We start from the raw sequence: 20,937 nt of genomic DNA on the forward strand, positions 1-20,937 counted from the left end.
ATGGGCTGGTATCTCGCGCGGCGCATCGCGGTCATGGTCCCGGTTTTCCTCTGCGCCACACTGCTGATCTACGGCATGGTCTTCCTGTTGCCCGGCGACCCGATCGCCGCGCTGGGCGGAGACCGGCCGCTGAGCCCCGCGGTGGCCGCACAACTGCGCGCGCAATACCACCTCGACGACCCGTTCTGGTTGCAGTACCTGCACTACCTGGGCGGCATCCTGCGCGGCGACCTTGGCCGCGCCTACTCCGGTCTGCCGGTGACAACCGTTCTGGCCCAAGCATTTCCGGTGACGATCCGGCTGGCGTTGATCGCGTTGGCGGTGGAGGCGGCGCTGGGCATCGGTTTCGGGGTGATCGCCGGGCTGCGCCAGGGCGGCATTTTCGACGCCGCCGTGCTGATCGCGAGCCTGGCCATCATCGCGGTCCCGATCTTCGTGCTGGGGTTCTTGGCCCAGTTCGTGTTCGGGGTGCGGTTCGGCCTCGCCGCGGTCACGGTGGGCGATCAGCCGACGTTTGGGCGGCTGCTGTTGCCCGGCATCGTGTTGGGCTCGGTGTCGTTCGCGTACGTGGTGCGGTTGACGCGCTCGGCGGTCGCCGCCAACGCCCACGCCGACTATGTCCGCACCGCCACCGCGAAGGGGTTGTCGCGGCCGCGGGTGGTGACGGTGCACATTCTGCGCAATTCGCTGATCCCGGTGGTGACCTTCCTCGGCGCGGACCTCGGCGCGCTGATGGGTGGTGCGATCGTCACCGAAGGGATCTTCAACATTCACGGCGTCGGCGGCGTGCTCTATCAGGCGGTCACCCGTCAGGAGGCGCCGACGGTGGTGTCGATTGTGACGGTCCTGGTGGTCGTCTACCTGGTGACCAACCTGCTGGTGGACCTGCTGTATGCGGCCTTGGATCCCAGGATCCGCTATGGCTGAGGTGTGGCGCCGGCCGAAATTCCTTGTCGCGGCGGCACTGATTCTGTTGGTCGTGGCGATGGCCGCGTTCCCGGCGTTGTTCACCGGTGCCGACCCCGGCTACGCCGATCCCGACCAGAGCATGCTCGCGCCGTCGGCTGCGCACTGGTTCGGCACCGACCTGCAGGGCCATGACATCTATGCCCGCACGATCTACGGCGCCCGGGCGTCGATCACCGTGGGCCTGGGTGCGACGGTGACGGTGTTCGTGGTCGGCGGGGTGCTGGGCGCACTGGCCGGCTTCTACGGCGGCTGGATCGACACGGCGGTCTCGCGCGTCGCGGACGTCTTCTTCGGAATCCCGTTGCTGCTGGCCGCCATTGTGCTGATGCAGGTCATGCATCACCGCACAGTGTGGACGGTGATCGCGATCCTGGCGTTGTTCGGCTGGCCGCAAATCGCCCGGATTGCGCGCAGCGCGGTGCTCGAAGTGCGGGGCAGCGACTACGTGCTGGCTGCAAAAGCGTTGGGGCTGAGCAGGTTCGGCATCCTGATACGCCACGCGGTGCCCAACGCCCTGGGACCGGTGATCGCGGTTGCCACCATTGCGCTGGGGTTGTTCATCGTCACCGAGGCGACGCTGTCCTACCTCGGGGTCGGGCTGCCGCCGTCGGTAGTGTCCTGGGGCGGCGACATCAACGTGGACCAGATCCGGCTGCGGGCCGGCTCGCCCATCCTGTTCTATCCCGCTGGCGCACTGGCCATCACGGTGCTCGCGTTCATGATGATGGGCGACGTGCTGCGCGACGCCCTCGACCCGAAGCCGCGGACATGAGCGCGCCGGCGACGATGCAGAGCAAAGCGATGAGGAGGAGCGGCGCCATGACAGAGCCGCTGCTGTGCGTCGAGGGCCTCGAGGTCCGCTTCGGTGACGACGTGGCCGTCGCGGCGGCCGACCTCACCGTCGAGCGCGGCCAGACCGTCGCCGTCGTCGGCGAATCGGGCTCGGGGAAATCAACCACGGCCGCGGCGGTCCTCGGCCTGCTGCCGCCCGGCGGGCGAATCACTGCCGGACGCATCGTGTTCGACGGTGTCGACATCACGTCGGCCGACCGGCGCACGTTGCGCTCGATCCGGGGCTCCGGCATCGGCTACGTGCCGCAGGACCCGATGACCAACCTGAACCCGGTGTGGAAGGTCGGCTTCCAAGTACGGGAGGCGTTGCGCGCCAACAACATCAGCGATAACGACGCCGTCGAACTGCTCTCACAGGCCGGTATGAAGGATCCGGAAACCCAGGCCCGCCGATACCCGCACCAGCTGTCCGGCGGCATGTGCCAGCGCGCGCTGATCGCCATTGGGCTGGCGGGCCGGCCCCGGCTGCTCATCGCCGACGAGCCCACCTCCGCGTTGGACGTCACCGTCCAGCGACAGGTGCTCGACCACCTGCAACGTCTCACCGCCGAACTGGGCACCGCTCTGCTGCTGATCACCCACGATCTGGCGCTGGCCGCCGAGCGGGCCGAGCGGCTGGTGGTTATGCACCGGGGCGAGGTGGTGGAAACCGGTGCAGCGCAATCGATTCTGACCCGGCCGCAGCAACCGTACACGCAACGGCTGGTGGCCGCTGCACCGTCGCTGCGCGTGCCCTCGGGGCAAAACCGAGCACACACCCGCGGATCCGACGACGACGTCGTCGTCGCCACCGGGCTGACCAAGGTCTACCGGCAGTCCCGCGGCGTGCCGTGGCGGCACACCGAGCTGCGCGCGGTCGACGACGTGTCGTTCCGGCTGCGCCGCGGCACCACGCTTGCCGTCGCCGGCGAATCGGGGTCGGGCAAGTCCACGCTCGCGCGCATGGTGCTCGGGCTGCTGCAACCGACGTCGGGCGGCGTTGTTTTCGACGGGCAAGACATCGCCACGCTGGATCGTCGGGCGGCGTTCGCGTTTCGCCGGCGCGTGCAGCCGGTGTTCCAGAACCCCTACGGCAGCTTGGATCCGATGTACTCGGTGTCGCGCGCCATCGAGGAGCCGCTGCGCATCCATCGGATCGGCGACCGCCGACAGCGCCAACGGACGGTGCGTGAGCTGGCCGACCAGGTCGCGCTACCGGCGTCGCTGCTGGGCCGGCGACCGCGCGAACTGTCGGGCGGTCAACGCCAGCGGGTCGCGATCGCGCGGGCACTGGCGCTGCGCCCCGAGGTGCTGGTCTGCGACGAGGCGGTGTCCGCGCTCGACGTCGTCGTGCAGGCGCAGATTCTCGACCTGCTCACCGAACTGCAAGCCGAACTCGGCCTGACCTATCTGTTCATCAGCCACGACCTGGCGGTGATTCGGCAGATCGCCGACGAGGTCCTGGTGATGCGCGGCGGGCGGGTCGTCGAGCAGGCGCCCACCGAGGAGCTGTTCGCCGAGCCGCGCCACGACTACACCCGCCAGCTGCTGGCGGCGATTCCCCGCGCACCGGGGGGCTGAGTGTGAAATACCCGACGCCACGCCGGCGTGTCGCGTCGCGCAGTTCACACTCGGCGCATAGTGGCTGTCGTGACCACTGACCCGCTGGCCCCGTTGACGGAGCTCCCCGGTGTGGCCGTCGCCGCCGAGCAGGCCCGCGACGCCCTGGGCCGGGCGCATCGGCACCGGGCCAACCTGCGTGGCTGGCCGGTGACCGCGGCCGAGGCCGCGCTGCGGGCGGCGCGGGCGTCGTCGGTGCTCGACGGCGGGCCGCTCCAACTCGACGAGTCGGCCACCAGCGACCCCGTCTTCGCCGGTGCGCTGCGCGTCGCGCAAGCGCTCGAAGGCGGCGAGACCAACCTGGTCGCGGTGTGGCAGCGGGCGCCGCTGCAGGCGCTGGCCCGGCTACACATGCTCGCCGCCGCCGACCAGGTCGACGAGGACCGGCTGGGGCGTCCCCGCGCCGACGCCGACGTCGCGCCGCGTCTCGAACTGCTCGCGGATCTGGTGAGCGGCGGCACTCGGGCGCCGGCGCCGGTGCTGGCCGCGGTCGCGCACGGTGAGCTGCTGACGCTGGCCCCGTTCGGCAGCGGCGACGGCGTGGTGGCGCGTGCGGTGTCGCGACTGGTGACCATCGCCAGCGGCCTGGACCCGCACGGACTCGGCGTTCCGGAGGTGACTTGGATGCGCCGTGCCGCCGACTATCGCGACGCGGCACGCGGATTCGCATCGGGCACCGCCGACGGCATCGCCGCCTGGCTGAAACTGTGTTGCAAGGCCATGGCCGACGGTGGACGTGAAGCGCTGACGATCGCCGAATCACTCGGCCAATAAGGTTGCCAGCGAGCGCCGTCGCGGCTGTCCCTACACATGCGAAGCGGGCGACGATCCGTCATTGTCGGCTCGCCGCCCGCTAGCACGGAACTCGGTTACCAAGCGTGCAACATATGGGCTGCGTGGGTGGCCTCGGCGATCTTGCGATGCGCTCGGCCATAGCCCCACCCAAAGGGCCGTCCTGGCCGTCCGCTCTTCGCAATTACGCAGGCCCGCAACACTTCTGCCTCTATCGCGGCTGTGGCTCCGCGTGGGTGCCGGGAACCGTGCTGGGGGCCCGGGTCGGGAGATCGAACCTTCTCTTCCGGATCGACCTTGGCCTCACCGGGCTTCCGTGTCTCCTTTGTACTACGTGACCCCCATCACATCAAGGGTCAAATGTGTGAAAACCACGAAACGAGATCGCAACAGCGATGCCGATGTGTTTGCTGAGCGTCAGAACGCGAACCGCCGCAACAGCGAGTACGTGACCGCTCCGGCGGCCAGCGCGCTGACGCCCACCGCCGCCGTCGTCGCGACCGCCGCTCCAGACGGCGCCGGGATGCGGTCGCGCAGCGACACCGGCCGGGAGAAGCTGAGCACCGGCCAGCCGCGGGCGATCGCCTCCTTGCGCAGGGCGCGGTCCGGGTTCACTACGCTCGGGTGCCCGACGGCCTCGAGCATCGGCAGGTCGGTGATCGAGTCGGAGTAGGCGTAGCAGTGCTCGAGCGCATAGCCCTCGCGGGCGGCCAGCTCACGAATGGCCTGTACCTTGCCTTCGCCGTAGCAGTAGAACGCGATCTCGCCGGTGTAGCGGCCATCCTCGACGACCATGCGTGTCGCCATCGCATGGGTCGCCCCGAGCGCGCGGGCGATGGGCGCCACCAGCTCCTCACCGGAGGCCGACACCACCACCACGTCGCGGCCGCACAACTTGTGGCCGGCGATCAGGTCGGCGGCCTCGGCGAACACCAGCGGGGTGACGATGTCGTGCAGGGTCTCGTTGACGATCGAGCGGACTTGCTCCACGTCCCAGCCGGTGCACATGTTGGTCAGGTGGATGCGCATCCGGTCCATCTGATCGTGGTCGGCACCCGACAGTAGATAGAGGAATTGGGCGTAGCTGGATTTGAGCACCGCGCGCCGGTTGATCAGTCCCTGGTTGAAAAACGGTTTGCTGAAAGCCAGCGTGCTGGACTTGGCGATGATGGTCTTGTCGAGGTCGAAGAAAGCGGCGGTGCGGGCGTGGGGACCGGTGGCGTCGGGTGCTTGCGGTGATGTTTGCTGATCGGCGGCCGAGTCGGAGGCGGTCACCGGGCAAGCATAGGGCCGCACAATGCTGCGTCGCGAGGCTAATGGACAAAACGGCCGGTCAGCCGGGGTTCGCCTGTCACAGATAGCATTACGTGGCCGCACCCGCCCGGTTGGACATCATGCTTTCTATTGCAAGCAGCACTTGCGCTAGGTAGCGCTGTCATGTGTATAGTAAGCAGTACTCGGCTTTAAGCCGAGGGTGTATCAGCCCGACCCCCCGGGGCTGATACACGACGACCCTCGCCTCCTCCCCCCCTGGCGGGGGTCGTCCCTTTTGTCGGGCAAGTTCGCCGTCAGTAACACGTTTCAGATTTGTCGCTTCGGGTTGTGCACAGATCCCGGTCTGTCCACAGATGGCGGTTGGCTGCTGGCCGCCGGTAGCCGCCACCCGGCACGGTGAGTAGGTGACGACCGCAACCGAGAGCGCCGGCGTGTTGGCGGTGGTGGCCGAACCCGGGCTGCGCCCCGAAGTTGAGCGGGTCGCGGCGGCCGTCGGTGTGCGCGTGGTGCACGTCGGCGCGGGCTCGGTGAGTCGAAAAAGTTGGTCGGCGGCCGCAGCGGTGCTGCTGGATGAGGGGGCGGCGCTGCGGTGTGCCGACAGCGCACTGCCGCGCCGCTCGCACGTCGTCGTGCTGACTACCGCCGACCCTGCCTCGACGACCTGGGCGGCTGCCACCCGGGTCGGCGCGCAGCATGTCCTGGTGCTGCCGGCTCAGGACGGCGAGCTGGTCCGCGAACTCGCCGATGCTGCCGAGTCGGCGCGCGACGGCAACGCGCGCGGCCAGGTCGTGGCCGTCGTCGGCGGGCGCGGCGGAGCGGGTGCCTCGGTATTGGCGGCTGCGCTGGCGCAGGAGGCCCGCGAGCCGCTGCTGATCGATCTTGATCCGTGGGGCGGCGGCATCGATCTGTTGCTCGGCGGTGAAACCACGCCGGGCGTGCGCTGGCCCGATCTGAAGGTGCAGGGTGGGCGGCTGAACTGGTCGGCGGTGCGTGACGCGTTGCCCCGTTTTCGGGGGGTCAGCATGCTCTCGGGTACCCGGCACGGGCACGAGATGGACGCCGGGGCCGCCGATGCTGTCATCGACGCGGGCCGCCGCGGCGGGGCAACCGTCGTGTGCGACGTCCCCCGCCGGCTGACCGACGCCGGCCAATGCGCGCTGGACACCGCCGATCTCGTCGTCGTCACCTCCTGCGACGTCCGCGCCTGTGCGGCCACCGCGAGCATCGCTCCGCTGCTCGCCGGCATCAACCCCAACGTCGGGCTGGTGGTGCGTGGGCCGGCTCCCGGCGGGCTGGGCGCCGCCGAGATCGCCGCCATCGCGGGCGTGCCGCTGTTGACGTCGATGCGCCCGCAGCCGCGGCTGGCCGAGCAACTCGAGCACGGCGGCCTGCGGCTGGGGCGGCGATCCGCGCTGGCGGCCGCCGCCCGCCGGGTTCTCGCGGTGCTGCCGGCCCGTGCGGTGGCGGAGGCCGCATGACAGGTTCGCTGATCGACCGGGTGCGCGAGCGGCTGGCCGCGGAAGCCGCGCCGCTGCGGCCGACCGTGGTGGCCGACGCGATCCGGGCCGAGTCCGGCGGGGTGCTCGGCGACACCGAGGTGTTGAGCAGCCTTCGGACACTGCAGACCGAGCTGACCGGCGCCGGCATCCTCGAGCCGTTGCTGTGTGCCGAGGGCACCACCGACGTGCTGGTCACCGCGCCGGACAGCGTCTGGGTCGACGACGGCAACGGCTTGCGGCGCAGCGATATCCGGTTCGAGGACGACGCCGCGGTGCGACGGCTGGCGCAGCGGCTGGCATTGGCGGCCGGTCGCCGTCTCGACGACGCGCAACCGTGGGTGGACGGACAGCTGACGGGCGTGGGGACCGGGCGGTTCGCGGTGCGACTGCACGCCGTGCTGCCGCCGATCGCCGCCGCAGGCACCTGCCTGTCGTTGCGGGTGCTGCGGCCGGCCACCCAGGATCTGGCGGCGCTGACCGCGGCGGGCGCCATCGCACCGCAGGCCGCCGGCCTGCTCGGCGAGATCATCGCCGCGCGGCTGGCGTTCCTGGTCAGCGGGGGAACGGGCGCCGGCAAAACCACACTCTTGGCCGCCATGCTGGGCGCGGTGTCGCCGGACGAGCGGATCGTCTGCGTGGAGGACGCCGCCGAGCTGGCGCCGCCGCATCCGCATCTGGTCAAGCTCGTCGCCCGCTGCGCCAACGTCGAGGGCGTCGGCGAGGTGACGGTGCGCCAACTGGTCCGGCAGGCGCTGCGGATGCGGCCCGACCGCATCGTGGTCGGCGAGGTCCGCGGCGCCGAAGTCGTCGATCTGCTGGCGGCGCTGAACACCGGCCACGACGGCGGCGCCGGCACCGTGCATGCCAACAACCCGGGCGAAGTCCCGGCCCGGTTGGAGGCGTTGGGTGCGCTGGGCGGTCTCGACCGGGCGGCACTGCACAGTCAGCTCGCCGCCGCAGTCCAGGTGCTGGTGCACGTCGCCCGGGACCGCGCCGGGCGCCGACGGGTCAGCGAAATCGCGGTCCTGCGTGCCAGTCACGGCCAGGTCCATCCAGTCACCGTGTGGCACGTCGAGCGCGGGCCGACCGACGACATCGCCGAGCTGCGCCGGCTGCTGCGGGGCCGGGCTGCGACGTGACGGGCTTCTCGGTGGCCGGGCTGGCATTGGCGGCGGCGCTGGTGGTGTCGCCGTCATCCCCGCGACGACGGCTGGGGGCGCCTGGCTCGCGTGTATCACGGGCCGTCGTGGTCTACCCGGTGGTGGGTGCCGCGGCTGTCGTCGCCATGACGTTGCCTCCGACAACGGTTCTTGCCGCTGCGGTGGTGGCCGCAACGGTAGGCCTGCGCTACCGGCGCCGCCGTCGTCGCCGTCGCGCCATCGAGGAGAGCCGGGCACTGGAAACCGCGATCGACGTGCTGGTCGGCGAACTGCGGGTCGGCGCTCATCCGGTGCGGGCGTTCGAGGTCGCGGCGGCCGAAACCGGTGGGCGGGTCGCCGATCGCTGCCGCGCGGTGGCGGCGCGCGCCCGGCTGGGTGCCGACGTGGCCGCCGGTCTGCGGGGCGCGGCGGGAACCTCGGTGCTGCCCGGGCAGTGGGAGCGGCTGGCGGTGTGCTGGCAACTGGCGGGTGAGCATGGGCTGGCGATGTCCGCCCTGATGCGGACTGCCCAACGCGATATCGCCGAGCGGCAACGCTTTTCGGCGAGCGTGACCGCGTCGATGGCCGGCGCCCATGCCACCACCGCCATTCTGGCGAGCCTGCCGGTCCTGTCGGTGCTGCTGGGCCAGGCGATCGGGGCGCGACCGGTGGCTTTTTTGCTGCGCGGCCACGCGGGCGGCTGGCTGCTGGTCGTCGGGGTGATGCTGGCGTGCGCGGGCCTGTTGTGGTCGGACCGCATCACCGATCGGGTGACGCAATGAGTGCCGCGGCGGTGCTGTTGGCCGCGGCGCTGCTGACCGGGGCCGGGCCGCCGACCGCGCGAACGCGCGCCGGGTCGGCGGGCTATGCCGCGCGGCCGCGAAGGCGACCGGCGCGCGGCCCGGATCCACTGGCGGTGGCGTCGAGCCTCGACGTGCTGGCGGCATGTCTGTCGGGAGGCATGGCGGTATCGACCGCCGCGGCCGCCACCGCTCCGTCCGCACCCCCGCTGCTGGCCAGGGTGTTGCGTCGGGCTGCCGACCTGTTGGCCCTGGGCGCCGACCCGGCGCTGGCCTGGGCGGCGCCGCCGGACCTGCCGCAGGGCGCTGTCGACCCGCAGACCGACGCGCTGTTGCGACTGGCGCGACGCTCCGCCTCCTCGGGAGCCGCGCTGGCCGACGGGGTAGCCGAGTTGGCCCGGCAATGCCGCCAGGACGCCACCCATGCCGCGTCCGCTGCCGCCGAGCGTGCCGGGGTGCTGATCGCCGGCCCACTCGGCCTGTGCTTCCTGCCGGCGTTCGTCTGCCTGGGCATCGTCCCGGTGGTGGCCGGGCTGGCCGGTGAGGTGCTGCAGTCGGGGTTGTGGTGATGAAGAAAGGGAAAGATGAAGCTAGTCAACATGTTTCAGATCGCGAAGGCGCGTGTCGTGGTGCTGGCGGTCGACGAGTCGGGCATGTCGACGGTCGAGTACGCAATTGGAACTCTCGCCGCGGCGGCGTTCGGCGCCATCCTCTATACAGTCGTCACCGGCGATTCGATCGTCACCGCGTTGACCAACATCATCGGCCGCGCGCTCAACACCAAGGTCTAGCCGATGACGCTGGCGCGAGCACCGTCGAGGCGGCCCTCGGCATCGCCGCGCTGGTCGCGGTGCTGGTGCAGTGCCTGGCGGGCATCGCCGCGATCTCGATGCAGGTGCGGTGTGTCGACGCCGCCCGCGAGGCCGCCCGGCTGGCCGCGCGCGGCGATGAACGGGCGGCGATCGCGGCGGCGCGCGGCGTTGCGCCCGACGGGGCGGTGGTGCATGTGCGTCGGGACGGTGAGTTCATGGTCGCGACGGTCACTGCGCGTTCGCGTCTGCTGCCCGCGCTGGCGATTGCCGGCACCGGCGTTTCGGCGGTCGAGCCGCGGTGAGCGTGGCTCGGCCACCCTGGTTGCCGCCGCGATGGTCGCGGCGCTATTGGCCGTCACCGTCGGCGGCGCGTATCTGGGTTCGGCGGTGGTGGCTCGCCACCGCGCTCAGGCGGCGGCTGATCTGGCTGCCTTGGCCGCGGCGGCGCGCCTACCCGCGGGAGCCGACGCCGCGTGCGGCCAGGCCACCGCGGTGGCGCGCACGATGCGTGTCGATGACGTCGACTGCGTCGTGCGCGGACTGGACGCCGTGGTCAGCGTCAGGGTCGCGGTCCCGCTGGTCGGCTGGGGCAGCGCGCGGGCCGCCGCCCGGGCGGGGCCCGCGGGCTAGGGTGCCGCCAGCCCCGCCTCGGCGAGCTCGGCGTCGTTGGGCAGCCGCACCGACACCAGGCCGGCGAACGTCTGCTCCTCGAGCTCCACCCGGTTGACGGTCACGTGCACGGGAACCCAGCTGTCGCCGTCGCCGGGCATGCGCGGCACCGCGGTGGCGGCGCCATCGGCGAACTCGGCCGACATCGCGGCCAGCCGCGGCTCGTCGTCGGGGTGCACCCGCGGCGCGTTTCGGGCGCTGCGTCGCCAGTCGTAGAACGGGCACGGCTCGTCGAGCCATTTCAGCAGCGTCCAGGTGTTGAGATCGAGCAGCGCCCGATGGACTCCCGGTTGTGCCAACCCGTGCAGGATGCGCTGGGCCAGGTGATCGGTCGGCTCGGCCGTCGCGCTTGGCTCGGCGCGCCAATTCATGCCGCGTGCGACCAGGTGGTCGCGGCCGTCGGGACCCGGTTCCACGGCGTTACGTGCGACGAAGCTGACCCGGATCGGATTGCCTTGCCAGTCGCTGGCGTCCCAGGTGGCGCACAGGGTCCGACCCGGCTCGGGCTTGACGGCCAACGCCAGCACCTTGCTTTCGTTGGGCTTGAGCTCGCGCGCCGGCCAGTTTTCGGCGAACGCGCGACCGTCGGTGTCCTCCACCTCGGGATTCTTGCCGTTGTTGGCCAGCGACTCCGGGGTGTCGGTGGCCACACCCAGGGTCAGGTCCCACTTGAGCGGGCCGGGAATCGGCCGCTCGGGAGGTTCGGCCTTGGCCGGTCCGCTCCAGACGTGCACGCCGTGCATTCGGCCGTCGGACATCAACACCGGCTCGGTGCGGATCACCCGGTCATTTTTGGGTGTGATGCTGACCAGGCTCTGGCCCGTCTGCGCGGATTCGGCAATCGCGGTTCGGATGGCGGCTAGGTGGGGATTTCGTCGCAGAAAGGCGCTGATGGGTACCAGATTCCTGAGCTGACGCCCTAGCGCCACCACGGCCGGTTCGTCGCCCAGCGTTTCGACCAGCAGCCAGTCGCGGGCCATGGCCCAGATTTTACCGAGGGGACCTTGTGGGTATTAGCTCGTTTGCCGTCAAGTCGAATCGGGCGGGGTTTGACTGCTGTCAATTCGTATGCGACGACGACACGTTGGCAAGCGAGTTGCATACGACGGCTTCAGCCGGGTATTTTGCTGCTGCGCCCCACCGGGATTGAGAACGGCTCGCGTTGTCCGGCCGTTTGTCGCGCCGCCAGTCGACCGTCGAGGGGTCGGTCGTCAGGCGAGTTCCGCGAGTACCAGGCGCAGCACGCGCACAGCGCCCGCTTTGTCCAGCGGTTGGTTACCGCTGCCGCATTTCGGTGACTGTACACACGACGGGCATCCCCCCGTGCATTCGCACGACTCGATGGCCGCCGCCGTGGCACCCAGCCACGTGCGGGCCTGATGGAAACCGCGCTCGGCGAAGCCGGCCCCGCCCGGATAGCCGTCGTAGACGAACACGCTCGGCAGTCCTTCGGGCTCCGGGCCGACGGCGGTGGACAGCCCGCCGATGTCGCCGCGATCGCAACTGGCCACCAGCGGCAGCAGTCCGATCGCGGCGTGCTCGGCGGCGTGCAGCGATCCCGGGACTTGCGGCGCGTCGATCCCGTTGCGCTCCAAGGCTTCCGGCGCGATGGTGTACATCACCGCGGTGGTGGCCAACGTCTGCGTCGGCATGTCCAGCTCGACGAAGTCGAGGATCTCTCCGGACAGCCGCCGGCGCAGGTAGCCGACGACCTTGCTGGTGACGGTGACCGGGACGAGTCCGAGTGTCACCGATCCGAACGCCGTGCGCTCACCGGGTCCGGTGACCGCGATGTCGGTGAGTTCGCGCGCAAACGTTGCATATCCAGGATCCTCGGCATGGACGAACGCCATCCCCTCGTCGAAGTCCAGCGAGTCGACGACGTAGCTCTCGCCCTGATGCAGGTACACCGCTCCGGGATGTACCGAGGCCGGTGCCTGGCCGACGCCGGCTGTTCCCAGCAGCCGTCCCGTCTCGGCTTCGACGATCGTGATCTGTCCACCCGTCGGCCCCCGGATGTCCACGGCCGGATGCGGATCCACGCCCGGTGCGGGGTAGTACTTGCCGACCCGGCGTCGCAGCAGCCCGTCGTCCACCAGCGAGGCGGCGACCTGCTCGGCGCCCAACTCCCGGACCTCCGCCTCGTCGAGCGGTAATTCGGTTGCCGCGCAAAGTAATTGCGGCCCCAGAAGGTAGGGGTTGGCCGGATCAATCACCACCCGTTCGATCGGCTTGTCCAGCAACGCCGCCGGGTGATGGACCAGATAGGTGTCGAGTGGATCGTCGCGGGCGATCAGCACGATCAGCGCGCCCTGGCCGCGCCGCCCCGACCGGCCCGCCTGCTGCCAGAACGAGGTGACCGTGCCGGGAAAGCCGGCCAGCACCACCGCATCCAATCCGGCGATGTCCATGCCCAATTCGAGCGCGTTGGTGGTCGCCAGCCCGCGCAACCGCCCGTCGGCTAGGGCGTGTTCGAGCGCGCTGCGGTCCTCGGGCAGATAACCCGCGCGATACGACGCCACCTGCTCGCTCAGCTCCGGAGCGATGTCGTCCAGGCGTGCGCGGGCACCCAGCGCGGTCAGCTCCGCGCCGCGGCGTGACCGCACGAACGTCAAAGTCCGTGCGCCCTCGGCGATCAGGTCGGCCATCACCCGCGCCGCCTCGGCGCCTGCGGAGCGGCGCACCGGAGCGCCGTTCTCCCCGGTCAGGTCGTCGCGCAGGGGCGGTTCCCACAACGCCACCGTGCGCCCGCCCTGCGGCGAGCCGTCCTCGGTGATTTCGGTCACCGGCGCCCCGATCAGCTCGGTTGCCGTCGCAGCAGGCGAAGCCGTCGTCGCACTGGCGAAGATCACCGTCGGCGCCCCCGAATAGCGGGCGCACAAGCGCAGCAAGCGACGCAGCACCATCGCCACATTGGAGCCGAAAACGCCGCGGTAGTAATGGCATTCGTCGACAACCAGATAGCGAAGGTTGCGCAGGAACACCGCCCAGCGGGCGTGGTTGCGCAGCATCGACAGGTGAATCATGTCCGGGTTGGAAAACAACCACCGGGAGCGTTCGCGCGCGAAGCGGCGCACCTCGGCGGGACTGTCGCCGTCGTAGGCGGTCGGTGCCACGTCGGCCAGCCGGGGTGTCGCCGCGGTCAGCGCATGGGCGGCGCGCAACTGGTCGTGGCCCAGCGCCTTGGTCGGCGACAGGTACAGCGCCCGGGCGCGCGGATCGGTCGCCAGCGCGCACAGGATCGGAAGCTGGTAGGCCAGCGATTTGCCCGACGCGGTGCCGGTGCTGACCACCACGTGACGTCCGGCGTGTGCGAGCTCGGCGGCGTCGACCTGATGCGACCACGGTGCGTCGATGCCGCGCTCGGTGAACGCGCGGACCACGTCGGCCTCGGCCCAGGCGGGCCACGGGCGGGCTCGGCTCGCGCGAGGCGGCAGTTCGGCGACGTGACGCAGCGGCTGCTCGCCCGGCCCGCTGCCGGCGACCGCAACGGCCAGCAGCTCGCTGCCGAACGTCACCTGGCACCCCTCCATGTCCACCTCGTAACGCAATTGTTCACTGAATTGATCACCGGAGGCTGTCGCCGGCGCGATGAACATGATTGACTGATGTGCGGTCGCAGCTTCTGTGTTCGTGTCAAACTTTCGCAGGATCAACGTTGCGACCGCGGTTCCTGCGAGTTCTAGCTCGGGTGAAGTTCCGGCGACTCCGCGAGGTATGGCGGTCACAGCGGGCCCGGGGCACCGAAAGGCGGTGCACCGCACCCAGTAGTAAAGGAAAGATCGAGAAATGCCACAGGGAACTGTGAAGTGGTTCAACGCGGAGAAGGGGTTTGGTTTTATCGCCCCCGAGGACGGTTCGGCCGACGTGTTTGTCCACTACACGGAAATCCAGGGATCGGGATTCCGCACCCTTGAGGAGAACCAGCGAGTGGAGTTCGAGGTCGGCCAAAGCCCGAAGGGGCCCCAGGCCACCGGCGTCCGCTCCATCTGAGCAACTTCTGCCGAAACCCCCCGCGCGGCGCCCACACCGGGTTCCGCCGGGGGGTTTTCGTGTGCGGCGGCCTACTGTCGGTGACGTGAGCCAGCTCTCCTTCTTTTCTGCCGAGTCGGTGCCGCCCGCGGTCACCGACCTCACCGGCGTGCTGGCCGCCGCCGGGCAGATCGTGATCGTCGGCGGCGGAGCTCGGCTGTCGGTGGTGGTGGAGGAGCTGTGGCGGGCCGAGGCGCTGGCCGAGATGATCGAGGACGCCGGCCTGGTGTCGGAGATCACTCGCACCGACGAGGACACTCCGCTGGTACGGACCGCGGTGGACGCGCGGCTGCGGACAATCGCCGCTGACTGGACCCGCGGCGCGGTCAAGACGGTGCCGCCGCTGTGGCTACCCGGGCCGCGGGAACTGCGGGCCTGGACACTGGCTGCGGGGGCTCCGGAGGCCGACCGCTACCTGCTCGGACTGGACCCGCACGCGCCGGACACCCATTCCCCGCTGGCGTCGGCGATGATGCGGGTCGGGATCGCGCCCACCCTGATCGGCACCCGCGGCGCCCGGCCGGCATTGCGGATCAGCGGTCGGCGCCGGTTGTCGCGCCTGGTAGAAAATGTGGGAGAGCCACCGGCCGCCGTCGAGGCGAAGGTGAACTGGCCGCACGTTTAGCGGTCATTGGGAGGGTAATTACCGGGGGGTCGGTTTGCGTCGCCCCGTTGCCGGGTGTCACATTGTCAGTTGTCCACAGGGGGGCACCGGCGCGCGATGCGGCCGGAAATGGAAAGTGAGCGTAAGCACAGTTGGCTGGTGAAGACCGCGGTAACCGCGGCAATGGACGCGCGCGACGACTCGTCATCGTCGAGTCGCCCACCAAGGCGCGCAAATTAGCCGGCTACCTGGGGTCCAACTACGTAGTCGAGTCGTCGCGGGGCCACATCCGCGACCTGCCCCGCAACGCCGCCGACGTGCCCGCCAAGTACAAGTCGGAGCCGTGGGCGCGGCTGGGCGTCAACGTCGACGCCGACTTCGAACCGCTCTACATCATCAGCCCCGACAAGAAGAGCACGGTCAGCGAGCTCAAAGGCCTGCTCAAGGACGCCGACGAGCTCTATCTGGCCACCGACGGCGACCGCGAGGGCGAGGCCATCGCGTGGCACCTGCTGGAGACGCTGAAACCCAAGATCCCGGTCAAGCGGATGGTGTTCCACGAGATCACCGAGCCGGCGATCCGCGCCGCCGCCGAGCACCCCCGCGACCTGGACATCGACTTGGTCGACGCCCAGGAGACCCGCCGCATCCTCGACCGGCTGTATGGCTACGAGGTCAGCCCGGTGCTGTGGAAGAAGGTGGCGCCCAAGCTGTCGGCGGGCCGGGTGCAGTCGGTGGCGACCCGGATCATCGTGCAGCGCGAACGCGACCGGATGGCGTTCCGCAGCGCCACCTACTGGGACGTCGTCGCCGAACTCGACGCCAGCGTCTCGGACCCCAAGGCCTCCCCGCCCACCTTCACCGCCCGGTTGACCAACGTCGACGGTCTGCGGGTGGCAACGGGCCGGGATTTCGACTCGCTGGGCGCCGTCCGCAAGCCCGACGAGGTCGTGGTGCTCGACGAGGCTCGAGCGACCGAGTTGGCCGACGGGCTGCGCGGCGCCCAGCTGACCGTGGCCTCGGTGGAGGAAAAGCCCTACACCCGCAGGCCCTATCCGCCGTTCATGACCTCCACGCTGCAGCAGGAGGCCGGCCGCAAGCTGCGGTTCTCCTCCGAGCGCACGATGAGCATCGCCCAGCGGCTCTACGAGAACGGCTACATCACCTACATGCGGACCGACTCGACGACGCTGTCGGAGTCGGCGATCAACGCCGCCCGCACCCAGGCCCGCCAGCTCTACGGCGAGGAGTACGTCTCGCCGTCGCCGCGCCAGTACACCCGCAAGGTGAAAAATGCGCAGGAAGCCCACGAGGCCATCCGGCCCGCCGGTGAGACGTTCGCCACCCCGGACGCGGTGCGCCGCGAGTTGGACGGGGATGATTTCCGGCTCTACGAGCTGATCTGGCAGCGCACCGTCGCCTCGCAGATGGCCGACGCCCGCGGCACGACGTTGAGCCTGCGGATCAACGGCGCATCCGGCGACGCGCAGGTGGTGTTCTCCGCCAGCGGTCGCACGCTGACCTTCCCGGGGTTCCTCAAGGCCTATGTGGAGACCGTCGACGAGCTCGCCGGCGGCGAGGCCGACGACGCCGAGCGGCGGCTGCCGCACCTGAGCGAGGGTCAGCGGGTCGACGCCACCGAGCTGACCCCCGACGGCCACTCCACCAACCCGCCGCCCCGCTACACCGAGGCGTCGCTGGTCAAGGCGCTCGAAGAACTGGGCATCGGGCGGCCGTCGACGTACTCGTCGATCATCAAGACCATCCAGGACCGCGGCTACGTCTACAAGAAGGGCAGCGCGCTGGTGCCGTCCTGGGTGGCGTTCGCGGTAATCGGCTTGCTGGAGCGGCATTTCGGCCGGCTGGTCGACTACGGGTTCACCGCCGCAATGGAAGACGAGCTCGACGCCATCGCCTCCGGCAACGAGCAGCGCACCACCTGGCTCAACCACTTCTACTTCGGCGGCGACCACGGCGTGCCCGACTCGGTGGCCCGCTCGGGCGGTCTGAAGAAGCTGGTCGGGGTCAACCTCGAAGGCATCGACGCCCGAGAAGTCAACTCCATCAAGGTGTTCGACGACGCCGAGGGCCGGCCCATCTATGTCCGGGTGGGCAAGAACGGGCCCTATCTGGAACGCATGGTCACCGGTGACGACGGCGAGCCGAAACCGCAACGGGCCAATCTCAACGACTCGCTGACCCCCGACGAGCTCACGCTCGAGGTGGCCGAACAGCTTTTCGCCACTCCGCAGGAGGGCCGGACGCTGGGCGTCGACCCGCAGACCGGTCACGAAATCGTCGCCAAGGACGGCCGTTACGGACCGTATGTCACCGAGATCTTGCCCGAGTCGCCCGACGACGGCGACGCCGCCGGGGCCAAGAAGGGCAAGAAACCCACCGGGCCCAAGCCGCGGACGGCGTCGCTGCTGCGCAGCATGGACCTGCAGACCGTCACCCTCGACGATGCGCTGAAGCTGCTGTCGCTACCTCGGGTGGTCGGTGTGGACCCCGAAACAGGTGAGGAGATCACCGCGCAGAACGGGCGGTATGGCCCATACCTCAAGCGCGGCAAGGATTCTCGCTCGCTGTCGACCGAGGACCAGATCTTCGACATCACGCTCGACGAAGCGCTGAAAATCTATGCCGAGCCCAAACGCCGTGGCAGACAAGGGGCTTCGGCGCCACCGCTGCGCGAGCTGGGCACCGATCCGGCGTCGGGCAAGCCGATGGTGATCAAGGACGGCCGTTTCGGGCCATATGTCACCGACGGGGAAACCAACGCCAGCCTGCGCAAGGGCGACGACGTGTTGTCGATCACCGACGAACGCGCGGCCGAACTGCTTGCCGACCGCCGCGCCCGGGGCCCGGTCAAAAGGGCGAGGAAGACTGCTCGTAAGGCGCCGGCCAAAAAGCGCGGCTAGCTGATTTCGCTGGCCTCGGTGGAAATCTCTTCCTGCGCAGCCAGATTGAGCGGCCGGGCCAGCTGGGTGGGTGCGGTGCGGCCGCGTAGCGAGACCACTTCGCCGACATCCCAGCACAGCGCTTCGGCGTCCAGCGCCCCGCTGACCGCGATCGCCGATGCCAGCACGTGCCCTTCTTCGAGCTTGGCCAGCTCGGTCAGCCGGGCGGCCTCGTTGACCGGGTCGCCGATCACGGTGTACTCGAAGCGGGCCTGCGCGCCGATGTGGCCGGCGATGGCCCGCCCGGCCGACACCCCGATGCCGAACTCCAGCGAACCCAGCACGGGCAGCAGCGCGTCGTGCAATTCGCGAGCCGCCGCCAGCGCGCCCCCGGAGGCGTCCGGGTGTTCGATCGGCGCGCCGAAGATCGCCAGCGCGGCGTCACCCTGGAACTTGTTGACGAATCCGCCGTGCCGCCCGACGGTGTCGACCACTACCCGGAAGAACTCGTTGAGCAGGCTGACGACCTCGGCTGGCGGCCGGGTGGCCGCCAGCTGGGTGGAGCCCACCATGTCGACGAACAGCACGGCGACGTCGCGCTCCTGGCCGCCCAGCTCGGTGCCACGCTCCAGGGCCCGCCGTGCCACGTCTTCGCCCACGTAGCGACCGAACAGGTCGCGCAGCCGCTGCCGCTCGGCCAGGTCGCGCACCATGTCGTTGAACCCCGCCTGCAGCAGGCCCAGCTCGCTGGCGTCGTAGATCTGCATGTGCGCGTTGTAGTTACCGTGCTGCACCTCACCGAGCGCCCAGCGCAGCTGGCGCAGCGGGTCGGCGATCGACATCGACACCAACAGGGTGCTGGCGAACCCGATCACCAGCGCCACCAGCGCCATCAACAGAATCGGGTTGAACAAGCTTTCGGGCGGCGCGTGCAGTAGCGACGCCTTGTCGGCCACCACCGCCAGCACGATGGCCAGCAGCGGCACACCGGTGGACAGCGCCCAGGTCAGCAGCTGCCGCAGGATCACACCGGGCGCTTCGATGTTTTCCGGCAGCCCGCCGCGCAGCGCGGCGACGGCAACCGGTCGCAGCACCCGCTCCGACTGCAGGTAGCCGATGATCGCGGTGGCGGCGGCGCCCAGCGCGACGGCCACGGCGACCACCGGTGCCAGGTGGCTGGTTTCGCGCCAGCTGGCGACGATGAAGGTTGTGCCGCCGACGGACCAGTAGCCGATGCTGATCAGCGTGCGGTAGAACGGCATCCGCAGCGCGCGGCTACGGGCCAGCTCGTTGCTGGCGGGGTCGGTGTCGGCGAACATGCCGTCGCGGCGTTGCCAGCGGAACACCGGCACCAGCAATCGCACGCTAATGGAAAAGCCGGTGGCCCAGAGGATCATGATCACAAGCCAGAACATCGCCAGGTTGATGCCCGGCAGGTCCTGCAGCTCGATGCGGTCTTCGGGCGGCAAGCCGTACCGCAGGAAGCCGAACACGAACAGCGCGCCGATGATGTCGGCTTGCAGGACGCTCAGCGAGAACACCGGCCACGGGGTACGCACCAGCCACTGGACGAATCCGCTGATCCGCCCAGGGAGTTCCGCTGCCGTGCTCACGGACCCACCGTATCGGTCTGCGGGGACGAAGAAGTAGCCAAAAAGCGTGTCGGCGGGCGGCACTAGTGTTGCCGGTGATGTCCGGGGTTTTTGCGCGCCTGGTTGGCCAGCAGGCGGTCGAAGCCGAGCTGGTGGCGGCGGCGCGGGCCGCCCGCGGTGATTCGCCTCACAGCGCGGCCATGTCGCATGCCTGGCTGATCACGGGCCCGCCCGGATCGGGCCGCTCGGTCGCGGCGTTGTGCTTCGCGGCGGCGTTGCAGTGCACGTCTGACGGAGTGCCGGGCTGTGGTCAGTGCCGGGCCTGCACGACGACGATGGCCGGCACGCACGCCGACGTGCGGCGGGTGATTCCCGAGGGGCTCTCGATCGGTGTCGACGACATGCGGGCCATCGTGCAGATCGCGTCGCGGCGGCCGAGCACCGGGCGCTGGCAGATCGTGTTGATCGAGGACGCCGACCGGCTGACCGAGGGGGCGGCGAACGCGTTGCTCAAGGTCGTCGAGGAACCGCCGCCGTCGACGGTGTTCTTGCTCTGCGCGCCGTCGGTGGACCCCGAGGACATCGCGATCACGCTGCGGTCCCGCTGCCGGCATATCTCGCTGGTGACGCCGTCGTCGGAGGCCATAGCGCAGGTGCTGGTCGAGGCCGACGGGCTGGACGCCGAGACCGCGAACTGGGCGGCATCGGTCAGCGGCGGCCACGTCGGGCGGGCCCGGCGGTTGGCCACCGACCCCCAGGCCCGTGAGCGACGGCAGCGGGCGCTGGGGCTGGCGCGTGACGCGGCAACGCCGTCGCGCGCTTTTGCCGCCGCCGAGGAGTTGGTGGCGGCGGCCGAGGCCGAGGCCATGGTGCTGACCGCCGAGCGCGACGAGGCCGAAACCGACGAGTTGCGGACGGCACTGGGCGCCGGCGGCACCGGCAAGGGCACCGCGAGTGCGTTGCGAGGCGCCACCGGCGCGATCAGAGACCTTGAGCGACGGCAGAAGTCGCGGCAGACGCGCGCGTCGCGGGATTCGCTGGACCGCGCGTTGATCGACTTGGCCACCTACTTCCGCGACGCGCTGCTGGTGTCCTCCGGGGCGCGCGGCGTGCAAGCCAACCATCCCGACATGGGCGAGCGGGTGGCTGCGCTGGCCGCCCACGCCACGCCCGAGCGGCTGCTGCGCTGTATCGAGGCGGTGCTGGAGTGCCGTGAAGCGCTGGCCATCAATGTCAAGCCGCGCTTCGCCGTGGATGCGATGGTCGCCACCATCGGCCAGGAGCTGCGCGCCGGCCTGTAGACTCGTGCCGCCCGGCAGGGCACGCCACCTTAGCTCAGTCGGCAGAGCGGCTCACTCGTAATGAGCAGGTCAGGAGTTCGATTCTCCTAGGTGGCTCCACGC

At 70.0% G+C, this 20,937-nt stretch carries 19 protein-coding genes and 1 tRNA gene; 16 read left to right on the forward strand and 4 right to left on the reverse strand.

Annotated elements, in window-relative coordinates; genetic code table 11:
- The 4 genes from G6N47_RS09385 to G6N47_RS09400 all read left to right on the forward strand — a co-directional run bounded on the left by G6N47_RS09385 (position 1) and on the right by G6N47_RS09400 (position 4,194).
- Positions 1-927: an ABC transporter permease gene (locus G6N47_RS09385; RefSeq protein WP_083131204.1), complete on the forward strand. Its 927-nt coding sequence runs from the start codon at positions 1-3 to the stop codon at positions 925-927.
- The gene (locus G6N47_RS09390) at positions 893-1,741 is read left to right on the forward strand and encodes an ABC transporter permease (protein ID WP_197945473.1); all 849 of its coding nucleotides are present in this window, start codon (positions 893-895) and stop codon (positions 1,739-1,741) included. Before G6N47_RS09385 ends, G6N47_RS09390 begins: the two co-directional genes overlap by 35 nt.
- A gap of 47 nt (positions 1,742-1,788) precedes the next feature.
- Positions 1,789-3,381, forward strand: a complete 1,593-nt coding sequence (locus tag G6N47_RS09395; RefSeq protein WP_139799424.1) for a dipeptide ABC transporter ATP-binding protein — start codon at positions 1,789-1,791, stop codon at positions 3,379-3,381.
- 69 nt (positions 3,382-3,450) lie between these two features.
- Positions 3,451-4,194: an oxidoreductase gene (locus G6N47_RS09400; RefSeq protein ID WP_083131260.1), complete on the forward strand. Its 744-nt coding sequence runs from the start codon at positions 3,451-3,453 to the stop codon at positions 4,192-4,194.
- 435 nt (positions 4,195-4,629) lie between these two features.
- Here the strand turns inward: G6N47_RS09400 and G6N47_RS09405 are convergent, their stop codons facing one another.
- The gene (locus G6N47_RS09405; protein WP_083131202.1) at positions 4,630-5,487 is read right to left on the reverse strand and encodes an HAD-IB family hydrolase; all 858 of its coding nucleotides are present in this window, start codon (positions 5,485-5,487) and stop codon (positions 4,630-4,632) included.
- A gap of 440 nt (positions 5,488-5,927) precedes the next feature.
- On the opposite strand from G6N47_RS09405, the gene ssd reads away from it, so the two are divergent.
- Genes ssd through G6N47_RS09440 form a run of 7 tightly spaced genes read left to right on the forward strand, consistent with a single transcriptional unit; the run spans position 5,928 to position 10,367 of the window.
- Positions 5,928-6,965, forward strand: a complete 1,038-nt coding sequence (ssd, locus tag G6N47_RS09410; RefSeq protein ID WP_083131259.1) for a septum site-determining protein Ssd — start codon at positions 5,928-5,930, stop codon at positions 6,963-6,965.
- A complete protein-coding gene (locus tag G6N47_RS09415) occupies positions 6,962-8,125 on the forward strand; it encodes a TadA family conjugal transfer-associated ATPase (protein ID WP_083131201.1) in 1,164 nt (387 codons plus the stop codon). The genes ssd and G6N47_RS09415 overlap by 4 nt, the downstream gene beginning before the upstream one ends.
- Positions 8,122-8,907, forward strand: coding sequence for a type II secretion system F family protein (locus tag G6N47_RS09420; protein ID WP_083131200.1), 786 nt, complete (start codon positions 8,122-8,124; stop codon positions 8,905-8,907). The genes G6N47_RS09415 and G6N47_RS09420 overlap by 4 nt, the downstream gene beginning before the upstream one ends.
- The gene (locus G6N47_RS09425; RefSeq protein ID WP_083131199.1) at positions 8,904-9,494 is read left to right on the forward strand and encodes a type II secretion system F family protein; all 591 of its coding nucleotides are present in this window, start codon (positions 8,904-8,906) and stop codon (positions 9,492-9,494) included. The genes G6N47_RS09420 and G6N47_RS09425 overlap by 4 nt, the downstream gene beginning before the upstream one ends.
- A gap of 15 nt (positions 9,495-9,509) precedes the next feature.
- Positions 9,510-9,716 carry a DUF4244 domain-containing protein gene (locus G6N47_RS09430; protein ID WP_083131198.1) on the forward strand — a complete coding sequence of 69 codons (207 nt, stop codon included), beginning with the start codon at positions 9,510-9,512 and terminating at the stop codon, positions 9,714-9,716.
- Between the two features lie 41 nt (positions 9,717-9,757).
- The gene (locus tag G6N47_RS09435; RefSeq protein WP_083131258.1) at positions 9,758-10,039 is read left to right on the forward strand and encodes a TadE family type IV pilus minor pilin; all 282 of its coding nucleotides are present in this window, start codon (positions 9,758-9,760) and stop codon (positions 10,037-10,039) included.
- 31 nt (positions 10,040-10,070) lie between these two features.
- A complete protein-coding gene (locus G6N47_RS09440; protein ID WP_308206273.1) occupies positions 10,071-10,367 on the forward strand; it encodes an Rv3654c family TadE-like protein in 297 nt (98 codons plus the stop codon).
- On the opposite strand, the gene G6N47_RS09445 is transcribed toward G6N47_RS09440, so the two are convergent.
- Complete coding sequence (locus G6N47_RS09445) at positions 10,364-11,386, reverse strand: PAS domain-containing protein (RefSeq protein ID WP_083131196.1); 1,023 nt, start codon at positions 11,384-11,386, stop codon at positions 10,364-10,366. The two genes, G6N47_RS09440 and G6N47_RS09445, sit on opposite strands and share 4 nt — an antisense overlap.
- Before the next feature lie 231 nt (positions 11,387-11,617).
- Complete coding sequence (locus G6N47_RS09450) at positions 11,618-13,939, reverse strand: DEAD/DEAH box helicase (protein WP_083131257.1); 2,322 nt, start codon at positions 13,937-13,939, stop codon at positions 11,618-11,620.
- Positions 13,940-14,195: 256 nt separating this feature from the next.
- Here G6N47_RS09450 and G6N47_RS09455 point away from each other — a divergent pair, with 256 nt between their 5' ends.
- The 3 genes from G6N47_RS09455 (at position 14,196) to topA (ending at position 17,963) form a co-directional block, all read left to right on the forward strand.
- Positions 14,196-14,399: a cold-shock protein gene (locus G6N47_RS09455; protein WP_003925183.1), complete on the forward strand. Its 204-nt coding sequence runs from the start codon at positions 14,196-14,198 to the stop codon at positions 14,397-14,399.
- Between the two features lie 85 nt (positions 14,400-14,484).
- A complete protein-coding gene (locus tag G6N47_RS09460; RefSeq protein ID WP_083131195.1) occupies positions 14,485-15,063 on the forward strand; it encodes a hypothetical protein in 579 nt (192 codons plus the stop codon).
- Between the two features lie 131 nt (positions 15,064-15,194).
- Positions 15,195-17,963: a type I DNA topoisomerase gene (gene topA, locus G6N47_RS09465; RefSeq protein WP_083131194.1), complete on the forward strand. Its 2,769-nt coding sequence runs from the start codon at positions 15,195-15,197 to the stop codon at positions 17,961-17,963.
- Here topA and G6N47_RS09470 read toward each other — a convergent pair.
- Positions 17,960-19,618 (reverse strand): adenylate/guanylate cyclase domain-containing protein, encoded by a 1,659-nt coding sequence (locus G6N47_RS09470; RefSeq protein ID WP_232080160.1) that lies wholly within the window; start codon positions 19,616-19,618, stop codon positions 17,960-17,962. The two genes, topA and G6N47_RS09470, sit on opposite strands and share 4 nt — an antisense overlap.
- Before the next feature lie 14 nt (positions 19,619-19,632).
- Between G6N47_RS09470 and G6N47_RS09475 the strand changes: the two genes are divergently transcribed.
- Entirely contained in the window at positions 19,633-20,835 is a 1,203-nt protein-coding gene (locus G6N47_RS09475; protein WP_083131255.1) for a DNA polymerase III subunit delta', read from the forward strand.
- Between the two features lie 23 nt (positions 20,836-20,858).
- A tRNA-Thr gene (locus G6N47_RS09480) sits at positions 20,859-20,934 on the forward strand.
- Positions 20,935-20,937 lie beyond the last annotated feature (3 nt).

The sequence above is a fragment of the Mycobacterium branderi genome, from assembly GCF_010728725.1.
Lineage (GTDB): Bacteria > Actinomycetota > Actinomycetes > Mycobacteriales > Mycobacteriaceae > Mycobacterium > Mycobacterium branderi.

What these genes read in the sequence shown, in the direction of transcription:
- G6N47_RS09450 (WP_083131257.1), bottom strand. Translation starts at nt 13,939, where the DNA reads ATGGAGGGGTGCCAGGTGACGTTCGGCAGCGAGCTGCTGGCCGTTGCG.
- G6N47_RS09385 (WP_083131204.1), top strand. Translation starts at nt 1, where the DNA reads ATGGGCTGGTATCTCGCGCGGCGCATCGCGGTCATGGTCCCGGTTTTC.
- G6N47_RS09415 (WP_083131201.1), top strand. Translation starts at nt 6,962, where the DNA reads ATGACAGGTTCGCTGATCGACCGGGTGCGCGAGCGGCTGGCCGCGGAA.
- G6N47_RS09430 (WP_083131198.1), top strand. Translation starts at nt 9,510, where the DNA reads ATGAAGCTAGTCAACATGTTTCAGATCGCGAAGGCGCGTGTCGTGGTG.
- G6N47_RS09440 (WP_308206273.1), top strand. Translation starts at nt 10,071, where the DNA reads ATGGTCGCGGCGCTATTGGCCGTCACCGTCGGCGGCGCGTATCTGGGT.
- G6N47_RS09390 (WP_197945473.1), top strand. Translation starts at nt 893, where the DNA reads ATGCGGCCTTGGATCCCAGGATCCGCTATGGCTGAGGTGTGGCGCCGG.
- G6N47_RS09445 (WP_083131196.1), bottom strand. Translation starts at nt 11,386, where the DNA reads ATGGCCCGCGACTGGCTGCTGGTCGAAACGCTGGGCGACGAACCGGCC.
- G6N47_RS09455 (WP_003925183.1), top strand. Translation starts at nt 14,196, where the DNA reads ATGCCACAGGGAACTGTGAAGTGGTTCAACGCGGAGAAGGGGTTTGGT.
- G6N47_RS09425 (WP_083131199.1), top strand. Translation starts at nt 8,904, where the DNA reads ATGAGTGCCGCGGCGGTGCTGTTGGCCGCGGCGCTGCTGACCGGGGCC.
- G6N47_RS09475 (WP_083131255.1), top strand. Translation starts at nt 19,633, where the DNA reads ATGTCCGGGGTTTTTGCGCGCCTGGTTGGCCAGCAGGCGGTCGAAGCC.
- G6N47_RS09395 (WP_139799424.1), top strand. Translation starts at nt 1,789, where the DNA reads ATGACAGAGCCGCTGCTGTGCGTCGAGGGCCTCGAGGTCCGCTTCGGT.